The following is a 19382-nucleotide window of genomic DNA, read 5'->3' on the forward strand; positions in this document are numbered from 1 at the left end:
GTCGCCCCCGGGACCGGACAATCGTCAGCATGCCCACGCCCGACGCCGATCTCCGTGCACGCATCGTGTCCGGTGCGATCGCGGCGTACCGCGCGACGGACTTCCACCGGGTCGGACCGGACGAGGTCGCCGAGCACGCCGAGGTGCCGGTCGCCGAGGTCAGCAGAGCGTTCCCGATGTGGGAACTCCTCGTCGTCGCCGTCATCGACCGGTGGAACAACGGCAGCCGACTCGCGCTGTGGCCCGTCGCCGAACGGGACGGTGCCGTCGCGTACCTGCGTGCCCGGCTCGAGGCCGGCATCACGGACCCGGCCCTCGTCCGGCTCCGGATCGCCGTGCTCAGCGCCGCGTCGAACCCCGGCCACCCCGCAGCCGGGTGGTTCCGCACCCAGTACACCCGGGCGTTCGAGGACCTCACCCTCGCGTTGGTCCGTGACGTCGTCGCTGCCCGCGAGCCACGGGGCGCCTCGCCCCGGCACGCCGCCGAGCAGCTCATGGCACTGTTCGAGGGGCTGCAGCTGCAGGCGATGGTCCGCGACGACGCCGAGCCGCTGAGCGGCTTCGACCGCGCCGTCGCCCGGATGCGGGTCGGCTGGGCAGCAGCGCGCGTCGACGCCTGAGGACTCCGAGCGGGAGCACGGACGGGAGGCACGGCGCGGCTTGCGTGCGTCGGCTCGCCCACCTGGCATGGTCGGCCCATGGAGTACACCGACTACGACACCCGGCTCGCCGCGTACGGCGTGATCACGGACGGTGACCGGGTGCTCCTGGCGAAGCTGCGCTTCCCCGAAGCCGGCACGTGGACGTTGCCGGGCGGTGGCGTCGAGTTCGACGAGACCGTCGAGCAGGCCGTCGTGCGCGAGGTCCGCGAGGAGACCGGGTACGAGTCCGAGGTCGGCGCCCTGCTCGGCGTCCGGCACCACGTCGTCCCCGCGGAGCGCCGGATCCACGCCAACGGTCGCCCGATGAAGGCCGTGCAGGTCGTGTTCCGCGCGACGGTCGTCGGCGGCACGCTGCGCGACGAGATCGACGGGTCGACCGACGAGTCGCGCTGGCTGCCCATCGCCGAGCTCCCGCACCACCGGCACGGGTTGCTCGTACCCGTCGCACTGGCGTGGGCGGGCGCGCTCACCCGCTGACCCCTCATCCGGCGGCCAGCGTCGCGAACTGCGCCGGGATCTCAGCGGGTGCCGGCGGCTGGACGGACCACCCGAGTGCGCGGAGTGCCCCGGCGGTCTCGGCGGGGAACTGACGAGCAGTCGCGGCCGCTTCGCCTCGGCGCCATTGCTTCCGGAACTCGTGCACCGCTGACCGCCAGGTCGGGAGCGAATCGACGCCGCACTCGACGATGACGAACTCGACCACGTCGGCGAGACTCGGTCGGAAGTGCGGGCCGCCGAGCGGGAAGTGCAGCGAGGACAACCGAGCGGCGTCGCGACGCCCTGATCCGTTGTCGCCCGCCCTGGCCAGCAATGCACTGAACGCGCCGCGCTCGGCGTGCAGGTGCCAGTGCGACTGCGGGGTGGCGGTCAACGCTTCTTGGAACTCGAAACGGACCAGCGGTTGCCGGTCGTCTGCGAGGAACAGGGTGAACCGGCTCTCGTTCACCTCGAGCGCGTCGAGGTGGTCGAACCAGCGAAACCGCATCGACAGCGTGACGTCGGCGGTGTGGACGCCTCCGACCGTCAGACTGACTCGCGGGGTGCTTCCTGCCTCTGGAGCAGGCTGGATGACGATCGTCCCGCTCGGCACGTCGAGGTCGTAGTCGACTCGCGCCCCGTGTCCGGGCAGGCAAGCGTCCAGGAGAGCCTGCGCGAGTTCCATCTGCTGTTGCGCCGCTGACTCCGCACTGCCGGTCATCGCTCGCCCAGCAGGAAGGAGATGCTGTCGAGCCAGTCCTGTGCCAGAAACTCGTCGATGAAGAGATCGCGCCACTGCTCGGTCGGCGCGAACTCTCGTTCATCGAGGTCCCACTGCGCCCGGACCCGCGCGCGTTCGATGAGGAGTTCCTCGCGGGTCCAGTGTCGTCCCACCACAGCGGTCATGGCCGTCCTCTCGTCGGTGTGGGACGACGGTAGGGCGGTCAGTGGGGCCGGCGCGAACTTTCTGAATACAACATGTTCACTCGGCGACGACGCTCAGGACGTTGCCCGACGGGTCGGTGAACCAGGCGATGAGCGGGCCGCCCTTGCGGTTCACGCCCTTCTCGTCGGTCATCCCCTCGTACTGCAGGAACGTGACGCCCTTCGTGGTGAGCTCGTCCACCGCGGCGTCGACGTCCGGCACGGGGAAGTTCAGCACCGTGAAGGCCGCGGGCTCGTGCGCAGGGCCCTTCGGGTACACGAGGACACCGTGGCCGTCGCCGAGCTGCAGGAAGAGCATGCCGTGGTCCTCGGAGACCTCGACCCCCAGGACGTCCTGGTAGAACTCCTTCGCCTCCGGGACGTCCCGTACCGAGAACCCGCTGAACGCCTTCGTCGCATCGACCATGCCGCCAGTGAACCACCCCGGTCCGGTGTCGGCGCGCTCTGCCAGGATGGGGCCGTGAGCCACCCGGACAGCAGCGTCGACGACGCCGTCGAGCGTGCGGTCGAGCTGGCCTCGGCGGGTCCCCGGGCAGTGCTCGGCATCGCGGGTGCTCCCGGTGCCGGCAAGTCGACCCTGGCCCGCCGCGTGGTCGCCGCCGTCGACGAGCGACTCGGGGCCGGCACGGCGGTGCAGGTGCCGATGGACGGCTTCCACCTGTCGAACGCGGCGCTCGACGCCCTCGGCCGGCACGACCGCAAGGGCGCCGTCGACACGTTCGACGCCGACGGCTACGTCGCCCTGGTCCGACGACTCGTCGCTGCCGACACCACCGTGTGGGCGCCGGACTTCGACCGCCGCATCGACGAGCCCGTCGCCGGCAGCATCGCCCTCCCGCCGACCGCCCGGCTCGTGGTCTCCGAGGGGAACTACCTGCTCGACGATGCCGAACCGTGGGCAGCGCTCGGCGACCTGTTCACCGATACCTGGTTCTGCGCCGTCGACGACGGGGTCCGGGTCGACCGCCTGGTCGGTCGGCACATGCGTCACGGACGCGACCACGACGCCGCGCGCGCATGGGCGGTGGAGGTCGACGGCGTGAACGCGGCGAGGGTCGCGCCCACGGTGATCCGTGCCTCCAGGACGGTGCGGACGTGACCATCAGAACGACGCGACACCGATCGAAGGAGCGACCATGACCATCGCCATCACCGGAGCGACCGGCAACATCGGGGGCGCCGTCGCACGCGCGCTCGCCGCGGACGGCGTGCCGTTCCGGATGATCGTGCGCGACGCAGCGCGCGCGCCGGAGCTGCCCGGCGCCGAGGTCACGGTCGCGACGTTCGCCGACGCCGACGCCAGCCGGGCGGCGCTCGAGGGGGTCGACGTGCTCCTGATGGTGTCGGCGGCCGAGGCCGAGGACCGGCTCGACCAGCACCGCACCTTCGTCGCAGCAGCTGCCGGGGCCGGTGTGCGGCACGTCGTCTACACGTCGTTCCTCGGCGCGGCCGAGGACGCGACCTTCACCCTCGGGCGCGACCACTGGGCGACCGAGCAGGCGATCCGCGCGACCGACACGGCGTACACGTTCCTGCGGGACAGCTTCTACCTGGACTTCGTCGAGGACCTGGTCGGCGAGGACGGCGTGATCCGCGGGCCGGCAGGCGACGGCGCCATGGCGGCGGTCGCCCGTGCGGACGTCGCACGGGTCGCGACGGCCGTGCTGCGGGACCCGGGTGCGCACGTGGACCGCACGTACGAGCTGACCGGGCCGGCGGCGTTCACGCTCGCCGAAGCCGCCGCGGTGGTGACCGAGGTGCGTGGCCGCACGGTGACGTACCACCCGGAGACGCTGGACGAGGCGTACGCGTCTCGTGCGCAGTGGAACCCCGAGCCGTGGCAGGCCGATGCGTGGGTGAGCACCTACACGGCCATCGCCGAGGGGGCTCTCGCGCACGTGTCCGGCGACGTCGAGCGGATCACGGGCAGGGCGCCGATGTCGCTGCGCGAGGTGCTCGCCGCGCGGTAGTGGGCGCGGGCGGGGCGCGGGCGGGACTTCGTGAGCAGAAATGGTCGGGTCAGGTGCGGCGACCCGACCATTTCTGCTCACGAAGCGCAGCGCAGCGGGCGAACAAGCAGCGCCGCTCAGGACACGCGGCGCGCGGCGATCGTGCCGACGACCCCGAGCGTCAGCACCGACACGAGCACGACGAGCAGCGGTGCCGTCCAGTCCCCGGTCGCACCGTGCAGCGCCCCGGCGACGAGCGGCCCGGCCGAGCCGATCAGGTACCCGCCGCCCTGCACGAACGCGGACATCCGACGGGCATCGGCGTCGCTCGACACGATCCGCACGATCACGATGAAGATCACGGTGATGCCGCCGCCCTGGGCCGCGCCGCCGAGCACCGACCACAGCAACCAGAGCTGCGGGGCGAACAGCAGCCCGAGTGGCATCGCCAGCCACAGGAACGCGACGAGCGCGATGATCGCCCGCGGCCGCCACTTCGCCGCGAGCAGCGGGACCCCGAGCGCACCGACCACGGCCAGGATCTGGAACACCGACGAGCTCGCCCCGGACGACGCCTTCGAGAACCCGATCTCGTCGTGCAGCAGGGTCGGGATCCAGGCGGTCAGGGCGTAGTACGAGAACGCCTGGCCACCGAAGGCCAGCGTGAGCCCCCACGTGATGAGTCGTCGTGCGGGACGGACCGGCTCGGCGGCGGTGGCAGCAGCGGCCGCCGCGGCCCGGTCGGCGCGGATCGTCCGGATCGCCCCGGTGTCGAGCACCTGGTCGATCGGACCGGTGATCGGCAGGGGCTCGTCGTCGTCGGAGCGCACGGGGCGGCGCCACGCGGCCCGGGCACCCACTGCGTACGTCCAGGCGAACCCGGCGATGACCGCGAAGACCGCCCACACGGCGATCGCGACGGGCCAACCCCACAGCGCCGCCAGGGGAGCGGTCGCGAGTGAGGTGATCATCGACCCGACGTTGAGCGCCGACGTGTAGACGCCGGTGACCAGGCCGACACGCTCCGGCGAGGTGTCCCGCCGGATGACGACGGGGATCACCACGTTGCCGATCGTGATGCCGATGCCGATCACCGCGGTGCCGATGAGCAGTGCGGCGGACGACGGCATCGAGCGCACCACGGTGCCGGCGAGCACGATGACGAGCGACAGGGACACCGCACGCTCGGGGTCGGCCTTCGCGATGACCCAGCTGGCGAACGGCGTCGCCAGGGCGAAGCAGAGCACGGGGATCGTCGTCAGCAGCCCGGCGATCGTGGACGTCAGGCCGAGGTCGAGCCGGACGTCGCCGATGACCGGGGCCGTCGCGACGATCGGCCCGCGGAAGTTCAGTGCGATGAGGACGATGGCGGCGGGCAGTACCCACGCGGCGGCACGCAGCCCCTGCCGCGTCGCGCCGGTCCGGCCGTGCCCGCTCGTCGCGTCGGTCCCGCCGGTCGCGTCGGTCCCGTCCGTCACGGCAGCAGGATCGGGAGCAGGTCCAGCGGGGTGGCGGCCGTGGCGATGGTGCCCTCGGCCTCGGCGGGGGAGCCGTACCCCCACTCGGCGAAGACCACCGGGACGCCGTGCACCGTGGCGCCCTCGACGTCGTGCACCCGGTCGCCGATGAGCACCGGGCGGCTGATGTCGAACCCGCGGGCGTCGAGGCGGCGCAGCGCTTCCTCGACGACGTCGGCCTTGCTCGACCGGACCTCGTCGTCGCTGGCGCCCGTGATGATGTCGATGTCCCCGGTGAGCCCGTAGTGCTCGAGGATGTACGTCGCCGGCGTCTCGGGCTTGCTCGTCGCGGTCGAGATCGGCAGCCCCGCGTCGTGCAGCGTCCGGAGCACGACGTCGATGCCGGGGAACATCGTCGAGTCGAGGGCGCCGTGCGAGAAGTAGTGCTCGCGGTACACGGCGAGGGTGTGCTCCGCCTGCGCCTCGTCCATGCCCATCGCGACCCGGAACGTGTCCATGATCGGCGGGCCGACGAACGACATCAGGGTGTCGTGGTCGGGCACCGGGACGCCCACGGTGCGGAAGGTGTGCGTCAGGCTCTCGAGGATGCCCGGCGCGGAGTCGCTGATGGTGCCGTCGAGGTCGAACAGGATGGCGGAGAACGGGCTGGTCATGTCCTGCCCACCCTACCGGCGGCGGTCGACGGGACCACCCTGGTGCCGCGCGCGACGAGGCGGACGTGCGCCGGGCCTCCCGGTCGGGCGGCGGCGGTCGGGCGCGGGCGGCGGTCGGGCGGTCGGGCCGTCGGGCGGAACCAGGTTCCGGACACAGCACCACGCGATTCCGCGGTTCCGTGTCCGGAACCTGGTTCCGGCGGCAACGCACCAACACGCACGCGCCGCTCCGCACTCAGAACAGGCGGGTGTGCCCGCCCTCGATGCCGCGCATCGCGTCGTAGTCGAGCACGAGGACGCGGATGCCGCGGTCCTCGGCGAGGGTGCGCGCCTGCGGCGCCACCGTCTGCGCCGCCAGCACGCCCTGCACCGGCCGCAGGTGCGGATCGCGGTTCATGAGTTCGAGGTAGCGCGTGAGCTGCTCGACCGCGTCGATGTTGGCGTTCCGCTTCATCTCGACCGCGACGCTCGCCCCGGCGTCGTCGCGCGCCAGGATGTCGACCGGCCCGATGGCGGTCATGTACTCGCGGCGGACCAGCGTGTGGCCGTCGCCGAGCAGTTCGATCTGCTCCGCGAGGAGCTGCTGCAGGTGCGCCTCGACCCCGTCCTTCACCAGACCCGGGTCGACGCCGAGGTCGTGGGTCTGGTCCGCGATGACCTCGTGGATGGACACGATCAGGCGGTCCTGGGTCTTCTTCTGCGTCACCGTCCAGACCTCGGTGATGCCACCGACGGTCTGCTCCTCGTCCGGCTCGCTCATCTCGATCGAGCACGGCGGGCTCATCCAGTTCAGCGGCTTGTAGCTGCCACCGTCGGAGTGCACGAGCAGTGAGCCGTCCGCCTTGAGCATGAGCAGACGGGTCGCGAGCGGCAGGTGGGCTGAGAGCCGTCCGGCGTAGTCGACGGAGCAGCGGGCGATGACGAGACGCACCCGGGAAGCCTAACGGGCGTCGCGTCCCGACCCGGACGGCGCGCTCGTCGCGTCAGCAGTGCTGGTTGCGTCGGCAGCGTTCGTCGTGTTGGCAGCGCTCGTCGCGTTGTCGGCGTTGTCGGCGCTGCCGGCCGGGAGGCGCGGCTCGCCCCCGCCGTGTCCGTCGCCGCCCCCGCGGGTCGGCCTGGCGGCGGCGCCGGTCTCACGGGCAGCACCCGACGCGAGTCCCGCCGCGATGATGAACACGAAGACGACCAGGAGCGCACCGAGCAGTCCGACGTGCTCGCCGAGGAACCCGATGAGCGGAGGACCGGCCAGGAACGCCACGTACCCGATGGTGGCGACGGCGCTGACCTTCGCGGCTGCGGTGCGGGGGTCGTCGGCGGCGGCCGACATGCCCATCGGGAAACCGAGGCTGGCACCGAGGCCCCAGAGCACGACGCCCACGATCGCGAGCGGCACGTTGTCGATGAAGATGAGCATGCCGAGGCCGACCACCGCGACGGCGGCGCTGATGCGCAGGATCGGGACGCGCCCGAACTTGTCGATGAGGGGGCTGCCGGCGACGCGGCCGACGGTCATCGCGGCGAGGAACACGGTGAGCACCCCAGCGCCGGCGGCGTTGTCGAGCCCGTGGCCGTCGATCATCGCGAGCGGCAGCCAGTCGTTCGCGGAGCCCTCGGCCAGGGCCATGCCGAGCACGATCACACCGATGAGGATCGTGGACGGCTGCGCCCAGACCTGCATGCGGGTGAGCGGCGTCGCGACCGGACTGGTGTCGGTGGAGACCTGCTCGGCGAAGCGGTGCTCGTCCTGGAACTTCGTGACGGCGACGAGCATCGCGGCGCTCGTGATGACGACCAGCACGATGAAGTGCACGGAGACGGGGATCTCGAGCCGCTCGGCCAGGGCACCGAGCCCGGCGCCCGCCAGCGTGCCGAGGCTGAACGCGGCGTGGAACAGGGGCATGATCGTGCGCCCACCGGCCTTCTCGGCTGCGGCGCCCGAGACGTTCATCGACACGTCGCACAGGCCGTTGCCGAACCCGAAGGCGATCAGGGCGATCCAGATGGCGGCGAAGCCCCACCCGAGCGTGACCGCGATGCCGGCGAAGACCATGCCGAGTGCCAGACAGGCGGCGGCGATCTGGATCCCGCGGCGTGCGCCGAGCTTGGCGACGATGTGGCCGGCGAAGGTCAGGCCGCCGATCGAACCGACGGCCATACCCAGGACGAGCAGACCCATCTCGAACGTGCTCGCGCCGAGGGAGTCGCGGACGCTCGGGATCCGGCCGAGCCACGTCGCGATGTCGAGCCCGGACAGGGTGAACACCACGAACACCGCGATGATCCAGGCCCTGGTGGTCGGAACGGTGCGGGTGGACGGCGTCGTCATGGTGGTCCCATCGTGCTTCGTTGCTGGTGGTCGTGGTGCGGGTCGCGCTGCGCGTTTTGTTCGGAGTCGGCCGCTATCGAATCGATTCGACCGCTTGTTCCCGCTACGCTAACCGGCGATGGACGAACCGGCAACAGCACTCGGCGCGTCGCCTTCCCGCGGCGGCGGCACCCGTCCGTCGCGCCCGACGCTGGCCGCGGTCGCCCGCGCCGCCGGTGTCGCGCCGTCGACGGCCTCGCTCGCGTTCAGCGGCAGCGGCCCGGTGTCCGAGGACGCCAAGGCCCGAGTCCTCGCCGCCGCCGCAGAGCTCGGCTACGGCGGCCCCGACCCCCGTGCGCGTTCGCTCCGCCGAGGGCGTTCGGGCGTCATCGGTGTCGTCATGGACGAGCGTCTGAGCGATGCCTTCCGTGACCCCGTCAACGTCCTGACGCTCGACGGCATCGCCGAGGTCGCCGGGGCTGCGGGCGCTTCGCTCTTGCTGGTCCGGAGTCCGCTCGATGACGAACAGGGAGCCGGCCCCCTCGTCGATGCCCCGATGGACGCCGTCGTGCTCGTCGGGTGCAACGTCCGGATCGACCCGGCCGTGGCGGTGCTGCGGCGCCGGCAGATCCCCGTCGTCGCGATCGAGGCGGACGAGATCGAGGGTGCCGTCCCTGTTCAGCTCGACAACCGGGATGCCTCGCGCCGTGCTGCTGCGTACCTGCAGGACCTCGGGCACGCCGACGTCACGGTGGTGACGCTGCCGCTCGACGCTGCTCGTCGGCGGGGGCCGGTCGACGACGACCGGTTCGCGTCGGGCATCGCGTTCACGACGCTGGAGCGACTGCGGGGCGTGCGCGAGGTCTACCCCTCCGCCGTGGCGGTCGAGACGGCGGGGAGCTCGGTGGAAGAAGGACGCCTGGCAGGCGTGGAGCTGTTCGCTGCCGATGGCCCTCGCCCCACCGCCGTCATCGCCCAGAGCGACCTGATCGCCGTCGGGGTGATCTCGGCTGCCCTCGACGCCGGGCTGCGGGTGCCCGAGGACGTCAGCGTCGTCGGGTTCGACGGCATCACGGTGGACGACAGCCTGTTGCACCGCACGCCGATCCGGCACCTGACCACGCTCGTGCAGCCGTTCGTGCAGAAGGGCCAGGCTGCCGCTCGTGCTGCGCTGGCGATGCTCGAGGGGGCGGAGCCGCAGCCGGCGTCGTTCATCTCGGAGTTGCGGGTGGGGGACACGACGGGGCCGCCGCCGGCTGTGCGCTGATCCCACCCCCGGATTCCGCCACACCCCTACGAGTCGGTCAGCGCAACTTCGCGACGATCACCGCGACAGGGCGGGAAGTACGACGTCATCGACGACCTCGACGATGTCGTCGCGGGACAGCGGGCCAGTGGTGAGGTGACGGGCGAGCACGAGTGCGGCACCAGCGCTGACGCGTGATGGGCTGACAGCGCTCGAGGGGATCTCGCCACGGGCCGCGGCGCGTCCGAATGCTTCGGTCACGAGGCGTTGGCGCGGCTCGATGAGCAGTGCGACGATGCGCTGCCACATCTCGGGTCGTCGCTCTCGCTCCAGGAGAAGTGGTGCGAGGACCCGTCCGACGGGGGTGGTGAGCCCGTCCGCGAGATCGGACAGGAACGCGATGAGTTCGTCGCGGAGGTCACCGACCGGCTGGAGTCGGGTCCCCCCGGGGTGATCGCTCCGCTCCGCGGTGTCTTCGGTCCAGGCGAGGGCAGCGAGGACGAGCTGCTCCGGATCGGTCCAGCGCCGGTAGAGCGAGGCCTTGCCCGCACCGGCTGCCGCGGCGACGTTCTCGAAGGTGAGGCCCGCCATGCCGTGGTCAGCCAGCTGTTCGAGTGTGGCGGCGAAGATCGCGTGCTCGAGGTCAGCACCGCGCCGCCGGACGGGAGCGTTCACGAGATGAGTGTCCCACCGACCCACACAGCGCCCGGCTGAGCGAGGACGGCTGGGTCGACGAGGGGATCGCCGGTCGTGAGCAGGAGGTCCGCACGCAGCCCCACTTCCACACGCCCGCGGTCGTGCAGACCGAATGCCGCCGCTGCCCCGTCCGTGGCAGCGGTCAGTACCGCGCCGTTCGTCATCCCGGTGTCCCGCAAGAGGAGCATCTCCTCGTGGAGGGCCTCGCCGTGGCGAACCGGCGCGAACGGGGTCTCGTTCGCGTCCGTGCCGGCGACGACTGGCACACCGGCGGTGTGCATCCGGCGCACACTCTCGACGGCGTTCTCGAATGCGGCGTCGGCACGGTCCCCGAGCCGCGCGCGGGCCATCGCGCGCATCATGACGAGGGTCGGTGACGCGATGGTGCCCTGGTCGACCATCCGACGGACGGTCTCGCCCGGCAGCGGCCGGTCGAGCGGTGCGTGCGTGAGGATGTCGACCCCGGTGTCGAGCCCGCGGACGAACGACGCGGCGGTCACGACGTGGGCCACGGTCCGGAGCCCCCGGCGGCGTGCACCGTCGACCAGGGCCGTGATCGTTGCGACGTCGAGCGCGGGGACGTCGGTGGCGTCGGGGTCCTCGATGATGATCTTCACCAGGTCCGACCCGTTCGCGGCCCGCCAGTCCAGGTACCGCTCGGCATCGGCTGCGCTGCTCACGCCGCTCGCGTCCGGGAAGCCCATCCGAGCGATCTGGGCGCTGCCCGGCGCCGAGGCGGCCGAGCCCGCGCTGAGGAGCCCCGGTGCCCCCGGTGCTCCTCGCTGCTCGTCGACGAGGGAGTCCGGGTGTGTCCCGAGGTCGACCATCGTCGTGACGCCGGCTCGGACTGCGGACGACAGCGCCGCCGGGGAGCCCAGGTGGACGTGCGTGTCGATCAGGCCCGGGACGAGGAACTGCCCCGTTCCGTCGACGACCGGACCGCCGGCTGGAGCGACGGTCCCCGCGGGACGGACCGTGGTGATGTGTTCGTCGAACTCGACGTCGACAGCCTCGGTTGTGGTCACCCCGCCGGAGCTGGTGCGGACGTTGCGAATGGTCGTGGTCATGCGGTCTACGATACAGAATCGTTCACTACACGCAACGAGGAGCCATCGATGTCCGAACTGATCGACGTCCACGCACACTTCGTCACCGCGGACTACGTCGCAGCGGCCCGAGCAGCCGGGTACGAACAGCCGGACGGCATGCCCGCCTGGCCGAGCTGGTCGCTCGCCGGCCAGCTCGGTGACATGGACCGCCGCGGGATCGCCCGAGCGGTCCTGTCCATCTCGTCGCCCGGAGTGCACTTCGGGGACGACGACCGAGCCGCGGAGCTCGCGCGGACACTCAACGACGAAGCCGCCGCGATCGCGGCCGCGCACCCGGACCGGTTCTCGTACTTCGCGTCCCTCCCGGTGCCGGATGTCGACAGTGCGGTCCTGGAGGCCCGGCGCACGTTGCAGGGACCGGGTGCGGTCGGCGTCGTCCTCGAGTCCAACGCGCACGGCCAGTACCTGGGAGATCCCGCGTTGGAGCCGCTCTGGGCCGAGCTCGACGCCCGCGGCGCGGCCGTCTTCGTGCACCCGACCTCGCCCGTCGGGTGGGAGCGCACCGCCCTCGGGCGTCCTCGCCCGATGCTGGAGTTCATGTTCGACAGCACCAGGAGCATCGTCGACCTGGTGTTCGCCGGCGTCCTCGACCGGTACCCGGACCTGCGCGTCATCGTGCCGCACTCGGGCGCGACCCTGCCGGTCCTCTCCGACCGGATCGCCCTGTTCCAGCAGTTGTTCGGCGCCACCGCCGGCACGATGCCCTGGAAGGACGCGATGCGGCGGCTCTGGTTCGACACGGCAGGCACGCCGTTCCCACTCGACGTGCCAGTCCTCGCCGAGGTCGCCGGGACGGACCGGCTGCTCTACGGCAGCGACTCGTGCTGGACGCCGACGCAGGGCGTGGACGCGCAGATCGCCGCGCTCGACGATGCCGAGCCGCCGCACGACGCGACGAGTTGGCGGGAACTCACGACCCGGAACGCTCGGCGTCTGCTCGACTGACTCCGGCGAGGACGCTCTGGATCGCGGGTCCGGCGATCGCGACGACGGTGTCGTGGTCGGCTGCGAGCACGGCAGGGACCCCGAAGACCTGCCGGCTCGTGATGATCCCGACGAGCATGGCCGCGGCGAGCCCGGCCCGGAGCGCACGGTCCTCGTGATCGGCGCCGGAGGCTCCGTGTACGAGGCGGGCCTGGATGAAGTCCCGCAGCTGCGCCGTCGCGTCCTCGTTGACCATCGCACCTCGGAGCATCGCCATCAGCGGTTCCGACTCCTCCGGGGCGCCTTCCCAGGCCTGTAGGAACGCCCGGACGACACGCTCGCCGAGATGCTCGTCCGGACCCTCGAAGGCCGTGTCGAAGCGCCGGAGCGCGGACGGGGAAACGGCCATTACCGCTGCGAACAGGTCAGCCTTCGACCCGAAGAACTGCATCACCTGCGAAGGGTCGACGCCGGCGTCCGCCGCCACGGCCCGGATCGTCGTGCCGGCGAAACCGTCGCTGGCGAACCGCGCACTCGCCGCCGCGAGGACCGTCGTGCGGGTGCTGGCCGCCCCGGGACGGCGACCCACGCGGGAGGTCGTCGCTGCTTCCGTCGTTCCGTCCATGCCCGCAATCTACTCCGCTGACGGGTTTCTCAACACGCGTTGAGTTCTTGCCGGATCGGACGTACGCTCGCCTCGACGAAGAGCCCACGGAGGACTCCCGCACGAAGGAGAACACGATGACCGACCAGAGGATGACCGTCCCCTCCACCCCGCTGCCCGCGCCGCGCACGGGTGTGCTCACCCCCTTCGAGCCCGGCACCCGAACCCTCGAGACCGGGTTCCGGATCGCGCCGCAGTTCAAGCCGCTGCCCGTCGACACGGTGTTCGACAAGGACGTCGCGATGCAGCTGCGCGACGGCACGACCATCCACGTCGACGTGTTCCGCCCGGTCGGCACCGAGCCGGTACCGGTGATCGTTGCATGGAGCCCGTACGGCAAGGCGCAGGGCACGTCGCTCAGCGTCATGGGGGTGTTCGGGCTCGTCGGGCTGCCGAACAGCACGGTGTCCGGACTCGAGAAGTTCGAGGCACCGGACCCGGCGTACTGGGTCGAGCACGGCTACGCGATCTGCAACGTCGACATCCGCGGCGTGGTCGACTCCGAGGGCGACAGCGTGCTCTGGGACCGGCAGGAGGGCCGCGACGCGTACGACGTCATCGAGTGGCTGGCCGAGCAAGAGTGGTGCGACGGCAAGGTCGGCATGAGCGGCACGAGCTACCTCGCCGTGTCGCAGTGGTTCACCGCCGCCGAGCAGCCCCCGCACCTCGTCGCGATCAACCCGTGGGAGGGCGTCAGCGACGTCTACCGCGACCTCGTGATGCGCGGCGGCATGCCCGACACCGGGTTCGCGCAGCAGCTGCAGGACGGCAGCTTCTTCGGGAAGGGCCAGAAGGAGGACATCCTCGCCGAGGTCGACGCCTACCCGCTGATGACCGACCTGTGGGAGCAGAAGATCCCTGACTTCTCGCAGATCGAGGTCCCGGCGTACGTCGTCGCGAGCTACTCGAACACCCTGCACACCGCCGGGACCTTCCGCGCCTGGCGTCGGATCGCCAGCGACGAGAAGTGGCTCCGGATCCACAACACCCAGGAGTGGCCGGACTACTACGACCCGGCGAACGTCGAGGACCTCCGCCGGTTCTTCGACCACTTCCTCAAGGGCGCCGACAACGGGTGGGAGACCACTCCGACCGTCCGGTACTCGGTCCTCGACCTGCAGGGCGGAGACGAGGTCGCCGTGCCGGCTGAGTCGTTCCCGCCGCAGGACGCCATCTCGACGAAGTACCACCTCGACGCCCGGACGCGAACGCTGACCACGGCCGCGCCCGAGGCACCTGCGGAAGCGTCCTACGCCGTCGACGCGAACCCGGACGCCGTCTCGTTCCTGACCCGCTTCGACGAGGAGACCGTCCTGGTCGGGTACCCGAAGGCGCACCTGTTCGTCGAGGCCCGGGGCGCCGACGACATGGACCTGTTCGTCCTCGTCCAGAAGCTCGACCGCTGGGGAACGCCGCTGCAGGCGTTCACTGTGCCGAACCAGTCGGCGATGGCGCACGACCTCACCGACCACGGCGCGACGATCCTGCGCTACAAGGGCTCCGACGGACGCCTCCGGGTGTCCGCCCGGCACCTCGACGAGGCCCTGTCGACCGACGACGTCCCCGCGCACTCGTTCGACCGCGTCGAGAAGCTCGCTGCCGGGCAGGTCGCCGAGATCGAGATCGACCTGTTCCCGGTCGGACTGCGCTTCCACGCGGGCGAGCAGCTGCGGTTCATCGTGAGCTCCCGCAACCTGCTCGGCACGCTCATGCCGGCGATCCGCGAGTACGTCGGCGCGAACACCGGGCGGCACGTCGTGCACACCGGCGGCGACCAGGCCTCGTACCTCCAGCTCCCCGTCCGGGCCGCACGGTGACCGGCGCGACCGTCCGCCTGGCCGGCGAGGACACCGACTCGACCATCGACGGGTTCGAGCTGTTCTCCGCCCGCCGGGCGCTCGCGCTCCTGAAACGGAAGCTGGGACGCGAGCGACTGCTCGAGCTGCTCGAGGACGAGATCGCTGCGGGTGACGCGTTCCTCCGCACCCACCTCGAACGCTCCGGCGGCGAGCAGGCAACCGGCACGACCACGCTCCGTGCACGGGGCATCAGTGCCGCGCAGTTCGGTGCGTGGCTCGGCGCCGCGTTCGCCCGCGAGGACGTCATGCTCGCCGGACACCCGGAGCACTACGGGATCCACGCCGAGCCGGGGCGCAACGTGAACATCGTCGAGACCCTCGACGAGTACGTCTGCTCGTTCTTCATGCGCCCCTGGGACGACAGTGCCGTCGTCGAGCAGGAGCTGCCCGCCGCAGAAGCGCCTGCCGGTCGCCGGTCGCACATGCTGTTGGCGGACGGGACGGTGATCGGCTCGATCGCGAACTCCTTCGACGAGGAGCAGGACGGCTTCACCGCACGTCTGTCCGTCACCCTGCCGGCGACCTGCGCCCCGGCGGTGATCGAGCAGCACCTCGAGCACTTCGCCGTCGAGTTCCGCACCTGGATCCGCCGAGCCGCCAACGAGCGGTGACCGTAGCAGCGCAGTCCGGTAGCCCATCGGTCATCGAGACGGTGGCTCAGGGCAGCGTTCGTTCCCACGTCGACGTCGGCCGCTCCGCGCGCGACCGTGAGCTGCGAGTCCTACTGCCAGGTGGCGGTGTCGGGGTCGATGCCGCGGGCGCGTGCGCCGGCGTCGATGATGCGACGCAACCATGAGGCGAGCCCGGCTCGGATGCCGTCGTAGTGTGCGGCGTACCCCGGATCGGCTTCGTACATGCGGCCGAGGACGACCTGCATCTGCCGGGTGATCGGGAAGTAGGCGGAGAACACCTCGCGGTGCTGTTCAACGAGAGCGTCCGCGGCCGGGCTGCCGGGTTCGACACCAGCATCCATGGCGTCGGCAAGGGCCTGATCAAGCGCCGCAGACGCATCGGCGACGGCCTGCCAGTCGTCCACGGTGCGTGACGCCGAGCGTTCGGCGTAGTGCCGCCACTCCGGCGTATCGCCGTAGAGTTGCCGCGCCTCAGCCGGCCACTGCGGATTCCATCCAGGCCCGAACGTCGCGGTCTGCTCCTCATTGGTCATGAGCAGCCCGTGCTCGTGGGCGTCGGCCATCCGGGCCAGGTCATCGCCCAGCGCGCTGAGATGCTCGATCCGCGCCGCAAGCTGGGACTGCTGGGCGCGCAGCGCAATGACAACGGCCGCACTCGGATCGTCGAGAACGTTCCGAATGGCTTCCAGGTCGAGCCCCAGCTCGCGGTAGACGACGATGCGCCGCAGCCGCTCGACGTCGTCTTCGGCATAGAGCCGGTACCCGGCAGCTGACCGTGACGACGGCCTCGCAAGGGCGATCTCGTCCCAGTGATGCAACGTCCGGACCGTCACGCCCAGGCGCGCCGCGGCCTGACCAACAGTCAGGTCCACGGCGTCGCTGTCATCAGGCATGCGCTCCATTCTTCTCGCCGTCGGCGTCAGGTGCGGTGATGCCGATCGCTTCGAGGTTCTTGGCGGTCTGGCTGGTCGGCTCGAAGGGTTTCGCGGCAGTGAAGACGACTCGCACCTTCTCCGGCGTGATCACCTCGGCATCGCGGGTGCCCCAGGGCGTGTCCCGCGGCTCGCTCACCACGCCCGCGTCGTGGGCTCGGCACGCGGTGACGAGGGTGTCGATCTGGTTCAGGACGCACGCGAAGCTGAAGCTCACCGCCGGCGCCTGATCCGGAGCGGACGCGGTTGGGACCAGCAGGACGTCCTGAAAGGCCCACCGGCGCAGGTGCACGAGCTGGCCCGGCACGCTGAACAGGTCGAAGAAGCCCAGGCCGCGGGTCCAGAAGTCGACGGAAGCGGCCAGGTCGGTTGTCGGGATCGTCACGAACGACGGCATCCCGTAGATCCCGTGGAACGGCTCAGGCGCGACCACGTCAGGGCCGGGGGCGGGGACCGGGCTCATCTCAAAGGCGTTGTAGTAGCTGCTCATGGGTCCACGTTCTGCCCTCACGCGGCGTGAGGGTCAAATCGGGGAACTCTGGGACCAACCTGTTGGCCCGGTTCACCGAGTTGGCGGCCCGCGTCCGGAGAACGATCGTTCAGTGAGACGAGGGCGCCGGTGGTGGTGTCTATGCTGCTGCACGATGTCGACGATCTGCCCGAGCACCTTCGATAGGTGGAGATGTGACCTGATCCTTGGTCACTCTGGAGAGCACGAGTGTGTCTACGGGAGCGAGCGGGTGCGTTGGAACGAGCGGGCCACAGGTCACGCGCTCCGTGAACGAACTCGATTGCCGAGGTAACTGGCGGCACGTCGGACGTCGCCTGCTTCCCCTCCTCGGAAACGAGCAACGCCCCGTCGCGAGCGACGGGGCGTTGGCCGTTCCGGTCTGCCATGCACAGCCGGAGTACGTGGGGTGTTACTTGATCTGTGCGGTGATGGTGGCGGTGCCGACGAGGAGGCCGCGCTTGACGGCGTCGGTGCCGAAGGTCTTGTTCAGCAGGCCGGCGGCGTCTTCGGAGACGTGGACGGTGGTGCCGGTCAGGATGGCGTTGTCGCCCTCGAGCTGGAGGGGCTTGAGGGAACCGCCCCAGAGCTCGAACAGGAACGCGTTGGACGCGGCGACCTTGCCGTTGACCAGGACGTCACCGTAGAGCTTGGAGGAGCCCGGGTTCACGACGAAGTTCTCGAGCGTGACGGTGGTGTCGCCGGCCTTCAGGGTCAGGCCGGAGTCGTCGTGGTTGAGCAGGCCCTGCACGTAGGGCTTGTAGTCGCCGTCCGGCGACCAGTACGTGACCGACCCGGCGGTGATCGGGAACGACACCGACCCGTCCGCCAGGGTCGCATCTCCCGAGACGCCGGGGGTGAGCTTGAGGGCGGTGAGGGCGTCGGTGAAGCCGGAGTCGAGCTTCACGGCGGTGGAACCACCGAGGACCTCGGGGACCGAGGCGACCGGTGCGGGGATCTTCGACGACGACGACGAGACCGTGTGGATCGCCGGGGTCGAGGCCTGGGCGGAGGAGATGCCGAACGCGGCACCGCCGAGCACGAGGGCGCCGGTCGTGGCGAGGGTGATGGAGGTCTTCAGGCTCTTGCGCATGGTGATCGTTTCCTTTGCTGAGGTGTCGCGCTCGGCGCGGCTGCTGTGTGCGCGCCGAACACACCCTGGTGCAGGGTGGAGAACCAGCAATGTGCGGCTGGTGAGCGCTCCGGGTGTTTCCCGGCTCATGCAAGCTATTCGGCGCCCTCCAGCGAACGGATGGGGATCCCGTACCCCGTTACCGCATCGTAATATTTGTTGTGGGAAATGTAACCTGTTCGAGGGTCGTGTATTTTGTCGGAGCCCGTCTCGATTGAGGATCCGCTACCGGGCGCCGTGGCGACCACGTTTGTGCAGCTCGTCGGAGTCGACGAGCTCACGACCGATCAGGTGTGACTGTTCACGTTGGTCTGCCGCATTTTGAGCGCGGTCCTCCGCATGCTCGTGGCACGGGGCACAGCAAGGAGAGCCCCAGCACACCGAGCGGTGCTGGGGCTCTCCCTGGCCGTCAGTGTCTATCGGCGTCGTGCCGTACGCCGCTTGCGGCGAGCGATCAGAGCGTCACCCGCGATGAGTGCGAGCGCCGAGGCTGCCCCGAGGATGGCGAGCAACCACCAACTGGTGTCGGTGAGGAAGCCGATCAGGCCGAGGACGACGATCGGTACCGCGATGAACTTCAACAACATCGAATGGACCCTAACTGCAGTTCTTCTTGGCGGTTTTCACGAAGGGCTTCCCGCCACCGGGGCCGATCTTGGTCTGGTAGCAGGAGTTGCTGGCGTACTTCTTGTTCGAGTAGATCTTCGCGATGCTCTTGAAGATCTCCTTCACCGTCACGCCTCCCGCAGCGGTGCAGAGGACCGCGGCGATCTTCGCGGGTGCCGCTGGGAGCTTGGTCGCGCCTGAGCAGATGGCGACAGCGCTGAGCCCTGCGATCGCGGTCGCGGCCGTGGCGATCGCCTTCATCTCCGCTCCGGTCAGGTTGATGTAGGCGCCCGGACCGTAGGGCGTGCCCGTGATGCCCGCGGTGATTTTCGGGTCCGCGACGATCGGGTACGTGACCGGTGCGGCACTGTGGTCGACCACCTGCACGAGGTCGCCCTTGCTCACTTCGTAGTGGGTTGCGACGGAGACGCCGGCAGCGTCTTTCGCCCACGGCACGTCGACCACCCCGACGACGGACGGGACTGCTGCAGGTTGGGTTGACTCCTGACCTCTGAGGACTTGGTCCTCGGTGGAAGGATGTCGATCATGGCCAAGCCTTATCCGGAGGAGTTCCGACGCGATGTGGTCGCGGTTGCCCGCCGGGG

Annotated in this window: 22 protein-coding genes and 1 pseudogene; 8 read left to right on the top strand and 15 right to left on the bottom strand. The window is 70.4% G+C overall.

The window, feature by feature from the left end:
* Positions 1 to 29: 29 nt before the first annotated feature.
* The gene (locus GVL05_RS14590; protein WP_133938042.1) at positions 30 to 620 is read left to right on the top strand and encodes a TetR/AcrR family transcriptional regulator; all 591 of its coding nucleotides are present in this window, start codon (positions 30 to 32) and stop codon (positions 618 to 620) included.
* A gap of 78 nt (positions 621 to 698) precedes the next feature.
* Positions 699 to 1139 carry an NUDIX hydrolase gene (locus GVL05_RS14595; RefSeq protein WP_123294468.1) on the top strand — a complete coding sequence of 147 codons (441 nt, stop codon included), beginning with the start codon at positions 699 to 701 and terminating at the stop codon, positions 1137 to 1139.
* A gap of 4 nt (positions 1140 to 1143) precedes the next feature.
* Here GVL05_RS14595 and GVL05_RS14600 read toward each other — a convergent pair whose 3' ends face one another.
* From GVL05_RS14600 to GVL05_RS14610, 3 genes are all read right to left on the bottom strand, one after another.
* Positions 1144 to 1860, bottom strand: coding sequence for a hypothetical protein (locus GVL05_RS14600; RefSeq protein WP_235035997.1), 717 nt, complete (start codon positions 1858 to 1860; stop codon positions 1144 to 1146).
* On the bottom strand, positions 1857 to 2045 hold the full coding sequence (locus GVL05_RS14605) for a hypothetical protein (protein ID WP_148053812.1): 189 nt from the start codon (positions 2043 to 2045) through the stop codon (positions 1857 to 1859). Before GVL05_RS14605 ends, GVL05_RS14600 begins: the two co-directional genes overlap by 4 nt.
* Positions 2046 to 2121: 76 nt before the next feature.
* Positions 2122 to 2490, bottom strand: coding sequence for a VOC family protein (locus GVL05_RS14610; protein WP_159573579.1), 369 nt, complete (start codon positions 2488 to 2490; stop codon positions 2122 to 2124).
* A 54-nt stretch (positions 2491 to 2544) separates the two neighbouring features.
* Here GVL05_RS14610 and GVL05_RS14615 point away from each other — a divergent pair, with 54 nt between their 5' ends.
* Together GVL05_RS14615 and GVL05_RS14620 are read left to right on the top strand one after the other, a co-directional pair.
* A complete protein-coding gene (locus GVL05_RS14615) occupies positions 2545 to 3183 on the top strand; it encodes a nucleoside/nucleotide kinase family protein (RefSeq protein ID WP_159573580.1) in 639 nt (212 codons plus the stop codon).
* Positions 3184 to 3220: 37 nt separating this feature from the next.
* Positions 3221 to 4054, top strand: coding sequence for an NAD(P)H-binding protein (locus GVL05_RS14620; protein ID WP_159573581.1), 834 nt, complete (start codon positions 3221 to 3223; stop codon positions 4052 to 4054).
* Between the two features lie 116 nt (positions 4055 to 4170).
* Here GVL05_RS14620 and GVL05_RS14625 read toward each other — a convergent pair whose 3' ends face one another.
* From GVL05_RS14625 to GVL05_RS14640, 4 genes are all read right to left on the bottom strand, one after another.
* Positions 4171 to 5511, bottom strand: a complete 1341-nt coding sequence (locus tag GVL05_RS14625; RefSeq protein ID WP_327785644.1) for an MFS transporter — start codon at positions 5509 to 5511, stop codon at positions 4171 to 4173.
* Positions 5508 to 6164 (bottom strand): HAD hydrolase-like protein, encoded by a 657-nt coding sequence (locus GVL05_RS14630; RefSeq protein ID WP_123294473.1) that lies wholly within the window; start codon positions 6162 to 6164, stop codon positions 5508 to 5510. Before GVL05_RS14630 ends, GVL05_RS14625 begins: the two co-directional genes overlap by 4 nt.
* Positions 6165 to 6399: 235 nt before the next feature.
* On the bottom strand, positions 6400 to 7095 hold the full coding sequence (nucS, locus tag GVL05_RS14635) for an endonuclease NucS (protein WP_111083752.1): 696 nt from the start codon (positions 7093 to 7095) through the stop codon (positions 6400 to 6402).
* Between the two features lie 9 nt (positions 7096 to 7104).
* Positions 7105 to 8490 (bottom strand): MFS transporter, encoded by a 1386-nt coding sequence (locus GVL05_RS14640; protein ID WP_235035998.1) that lies wholly within the window; start codon positions 8488 to 8490, stop codon positions 7105 to 7107.
* Between the two features lie 118 nt (positions 8491 to 8608).
* Here GVL05_RS14640 and GVL05_RS14645 point away from each other — a divergent pair, with 118 nt between their 5' ends.
* Positions 8609 to 9736: a LacI family DNA-binding transcriptional regulator gene (locus GVL05_RS14645; RefSeq protein WP_200849238.1), complete on the top strand. Its 1128-nt coding sequence runs from the start codon at positions 8609 to 8611 to the stop codon at positions 9734 to 9736.
* Positions 9737 to 9793: 57 nt separating this feature from the next.
* On the opposite strand, the gene GVL05_RS14650 is transcribed toward GVL05_RS14645, so the two are convergent.
* Entirely contained in the window at positions 9794 to 10390 is a 597-nt protein-coding gene (locus GVL05_RS14650) for a TetR-like C-terminal domain-containing protein (protein WP_123294474.1), read from the bottom strand.
* Entirely contained in the window at positions 10387 to 11478 is a 1092-nt protein-coding gene (locus tag GVL05_RS14655) for an amidohydrolase family protein (RefSeq protein ID WP_159573582.1), read from the bottom strand. The genes GVL05_RS14650 and GVL05_RS14655 overlap by 4 nt, the downstream gene beginning before the upstream one ends.
* A 48-nt stretch (positions 11479 to 11526) precedes the next feature.
* On the opposite strand from GVL05_RS14655, the gene GVL05_RS14660 reads away from it, so the two are divergent.
* Entirely contained in the window at positions 11527 to 12465 is a 939-nt protein-coding gene (locus GVL05_RS14660; protein WP_159573583.1) for an amidohydrolase family protein, read from the top strand.
* On the opposite strand, the gene GVL05_RS14665 is transcribed toward GVL05_RS14660, so the two are convergent.
* Positions 12431 to 13069, bottom strand: coding sequence for a TetR family transcriptional regulator (locus GVL05_RS14665; RefSeq protein ID WP_123294477.1), 639 nt, complete (start codon positions 13067 to 13069; stop codon positions 12431 to 12433). The genes GVL05_RS14660 and GVL05_RS14665 overlap by 35 nt on opposite strands.
* Before the next feature lie 116 nt (positions 13070 to 13185).
* Here GVL05_RS14665 and GVL05_RS14670 point away from each other — a divergent pair, with 116 nt between their 5' ends.
* Complete coding sequence (locus GVL05_RS14670; RefSeq protein WP_159573584.1) at positions 13186 to 14925, top strand: CocE/NonD family hydrolase; 1740 nt, start codon at positions 13186 to 13188, stop codon at positions 14923 to 14925.
* The gene (locus GVL05_RS14675) at positions 14922 to 15578 is read left to right on the top strand and encodes a hypothetical protein (protein WP_131878050.1); all 657 of its coding nucleotides are present in this window, start codon (positions 14922 to 14924) and stop codon (positions 15576 to 15578) included. Before GVL05_RS14670 ends, GVL05_RS14675 begins: the two co-directional genes overlap by 4 nt.
* A gap of 110 nt (positions 15579 to 15688) precedes the next feature.
* Here GVL05_RS14675 and GVL05_RS14680 read toward each other — a convergent pair whose 3' ends face one another.
* The 5 genes and pseudogenes from GVL05_RS14680 to GVL05_RS14700 all read right to left on the bottom strand — a co-directional run.
* On the bottom strand, positions 15689 to 16492 hold the full coding sequence (locus GVL05_RS14680) for a MerR family transcriptional regulator (protein WP_194672734.1): 804 nt from the start codon (positions 16490 to 16492) through the stop codon (positions 15689 to 15691).
* The gene (locus GVL05_RS14685) at positions 16485 to 17021 is read right to left on the bottom strand and encodes a VOC family protein (RefSeq protein ID WP_159573586.1); all 537 of its coding nucleotides are present in this window, start codon (positions 17019 to 17021) and stop codon (positions 16485 to 16487) included. The genes GVL05_RS14680 and GVL05_RS14685 overlap by 8 nt, the downstream gene beginning before the upstream one ends.
* A gap of 430 nt (positions 17022 to 17451) precedes the next feature.
* Positions 17452 to 18132 carry a hypothetical protein gene (locus GVL05_RS14690; protein ID WP_159573587.1) on the bottom strand — a complete coding sequence of 227 codons (681 nt, stop codon included), beginning with the start codon at positions 18130 to 18132 and terminating at the stop codon, positions 17452 to 17454.
* A 455-nt stretch (positions 18133 to 18587) separates the two neighbouring features.
* Positions 18588 to 18758, bottom strand: a complete 171-nt coding sequence (locus GVL05_RS14695) for a hypothetical protein (RefSeq protein ID WP_159573588.1) — start codon at positions 18756 to 18758, stop codon at positions 18588 to 18590.
* A gap of 10 nt (positions 18759 to 18768) precedes the next feature.
* Positions 18769 to 19382, bottom strand: a pseudogene (locus GVL05_RS14700) (hypothetical protein); the annotation flags it as partial.

The organism is Curtobacterium sp. 18060 (assembly GCF_902706105.1).
GTDB lineage: Bacteria > Actinomycetota > Actinomycetes > Actinomycetales > Microbacteriaceae > Curtobacterium.

Coding starts and splice junctions, on each gene's coding strand:
- GVL05_RS14670 (WP_159573584.1), top strand. CDS start 13,186: ATGACCGACCAGAGGATGACCGTCCCCTCCACCCCGCTGCCCGCGCCG.
- GVL05_RS14685 (WP_159573586.1), bottom strand. CDS start 17,021: ATGAGCAGCTACTACAACGCCTTTGAGATGAGCCCGGTCCCCGCCCCC.
- GVL05_RS14620 (WP_159573581.1), top strand. CDS start 3,221: ATGACCATCGCCATCACCGGAGCGACCGGCAACATCGGGGGCGCCGTC.
- GVL05_RS14600 (WP_235035997.1), bottom strand. CDS start 1,860: ATGACCGGCAGTGCGGAGTCAGCGGCGCAACAGCAGATGGAACTCGCG.
- GVL05_RS14640 (WP_235035998.1), bottom strand. CDS start 8,490: ATGACGACGCCGTCCACCCGCACCGTTCCGACCACCAGGGCCTGGATC.
- GVL05_RS14590 (WP_133938042.1), top strand. CDS start 30: ATGCCCACGCCCGACGCCGATCTCCGTGCACGCATCGTGTCCGGTGCG.
- GVL05_RS14610 (WP_159573579.1), bottom strand. CDS start 2,490: ATGGTCGATGCGACGAAGGCGTTCAGCGGGTTCTCGGTACGGGACGTC.
- GVL05_RS14695 (WP_159573588.1), bottom strand. CDS start 18,758: ATGTTGTTGAAGTTCATCGCGGTACCGATCGTCGTCCTCGGCCTGATC.
- GVL05_RS14645 (WP_200849238.1), top strand. CDS start 8,609: ATGGACGAACCGGCAACAGCACTCGGCGCGTCGCCTTCCCGCGGCGGC.
- GVL05_RS14630 (WP_123294473.1), bottom strand. CDS start 6,164: ATGACCAGCCCGTTCTCCGCCATCCTGTTCGACCTCGACGGCACCATC.
- GVL05_RS14655 (WP_159573582.1), bottom strand. CDS start 11,478: ATGACCACGACCATTCGCAACGTCCGCACCAGCTCCGGCGGGGTGACC.
- GVL05_RS14690 (WP_159573587.1), bottom strand. CDS start 18,132: ATGCGCAAGAGCCTGAAGACCTCCATCACCCTCGCCACGACCGGCGCC.
- GVL05_RS14595 (WP_123294468.1), top strand. CDS start 699: ATGGAGTACACCGACTACGACACCCGGCTCGCCGCGTACGGCGTGATC.
- GVL05_RS14665 (WP_123294477.1), bottom strand. CDS start 13,069: ATGGACGGAACGACGGAAGCAGCGACGACCTCCCGCGTGGGTCGCCGT.
- GVL05_RS14680 (WP_194672734.1), bottom strand. CDS start 16,492: ATGCCTGATGACAGCGACGCCGTGGACCTGACTGTTGGTCAGGCCGCG.
- GVL05_RS14605 (WP_148053812.1), bottom strand. CDS start 2,045: ATGACCGCTGTGGTGGGACGACACTGGACCCGCGAGGAACTCCTCATC.
- GVL05_RS14660 (WP_159573583.1), top strand. CDS start 11,527: ATGTCCGAACTGATCGACGTCCACGCACACTTCGTCACCGCGGACTAC.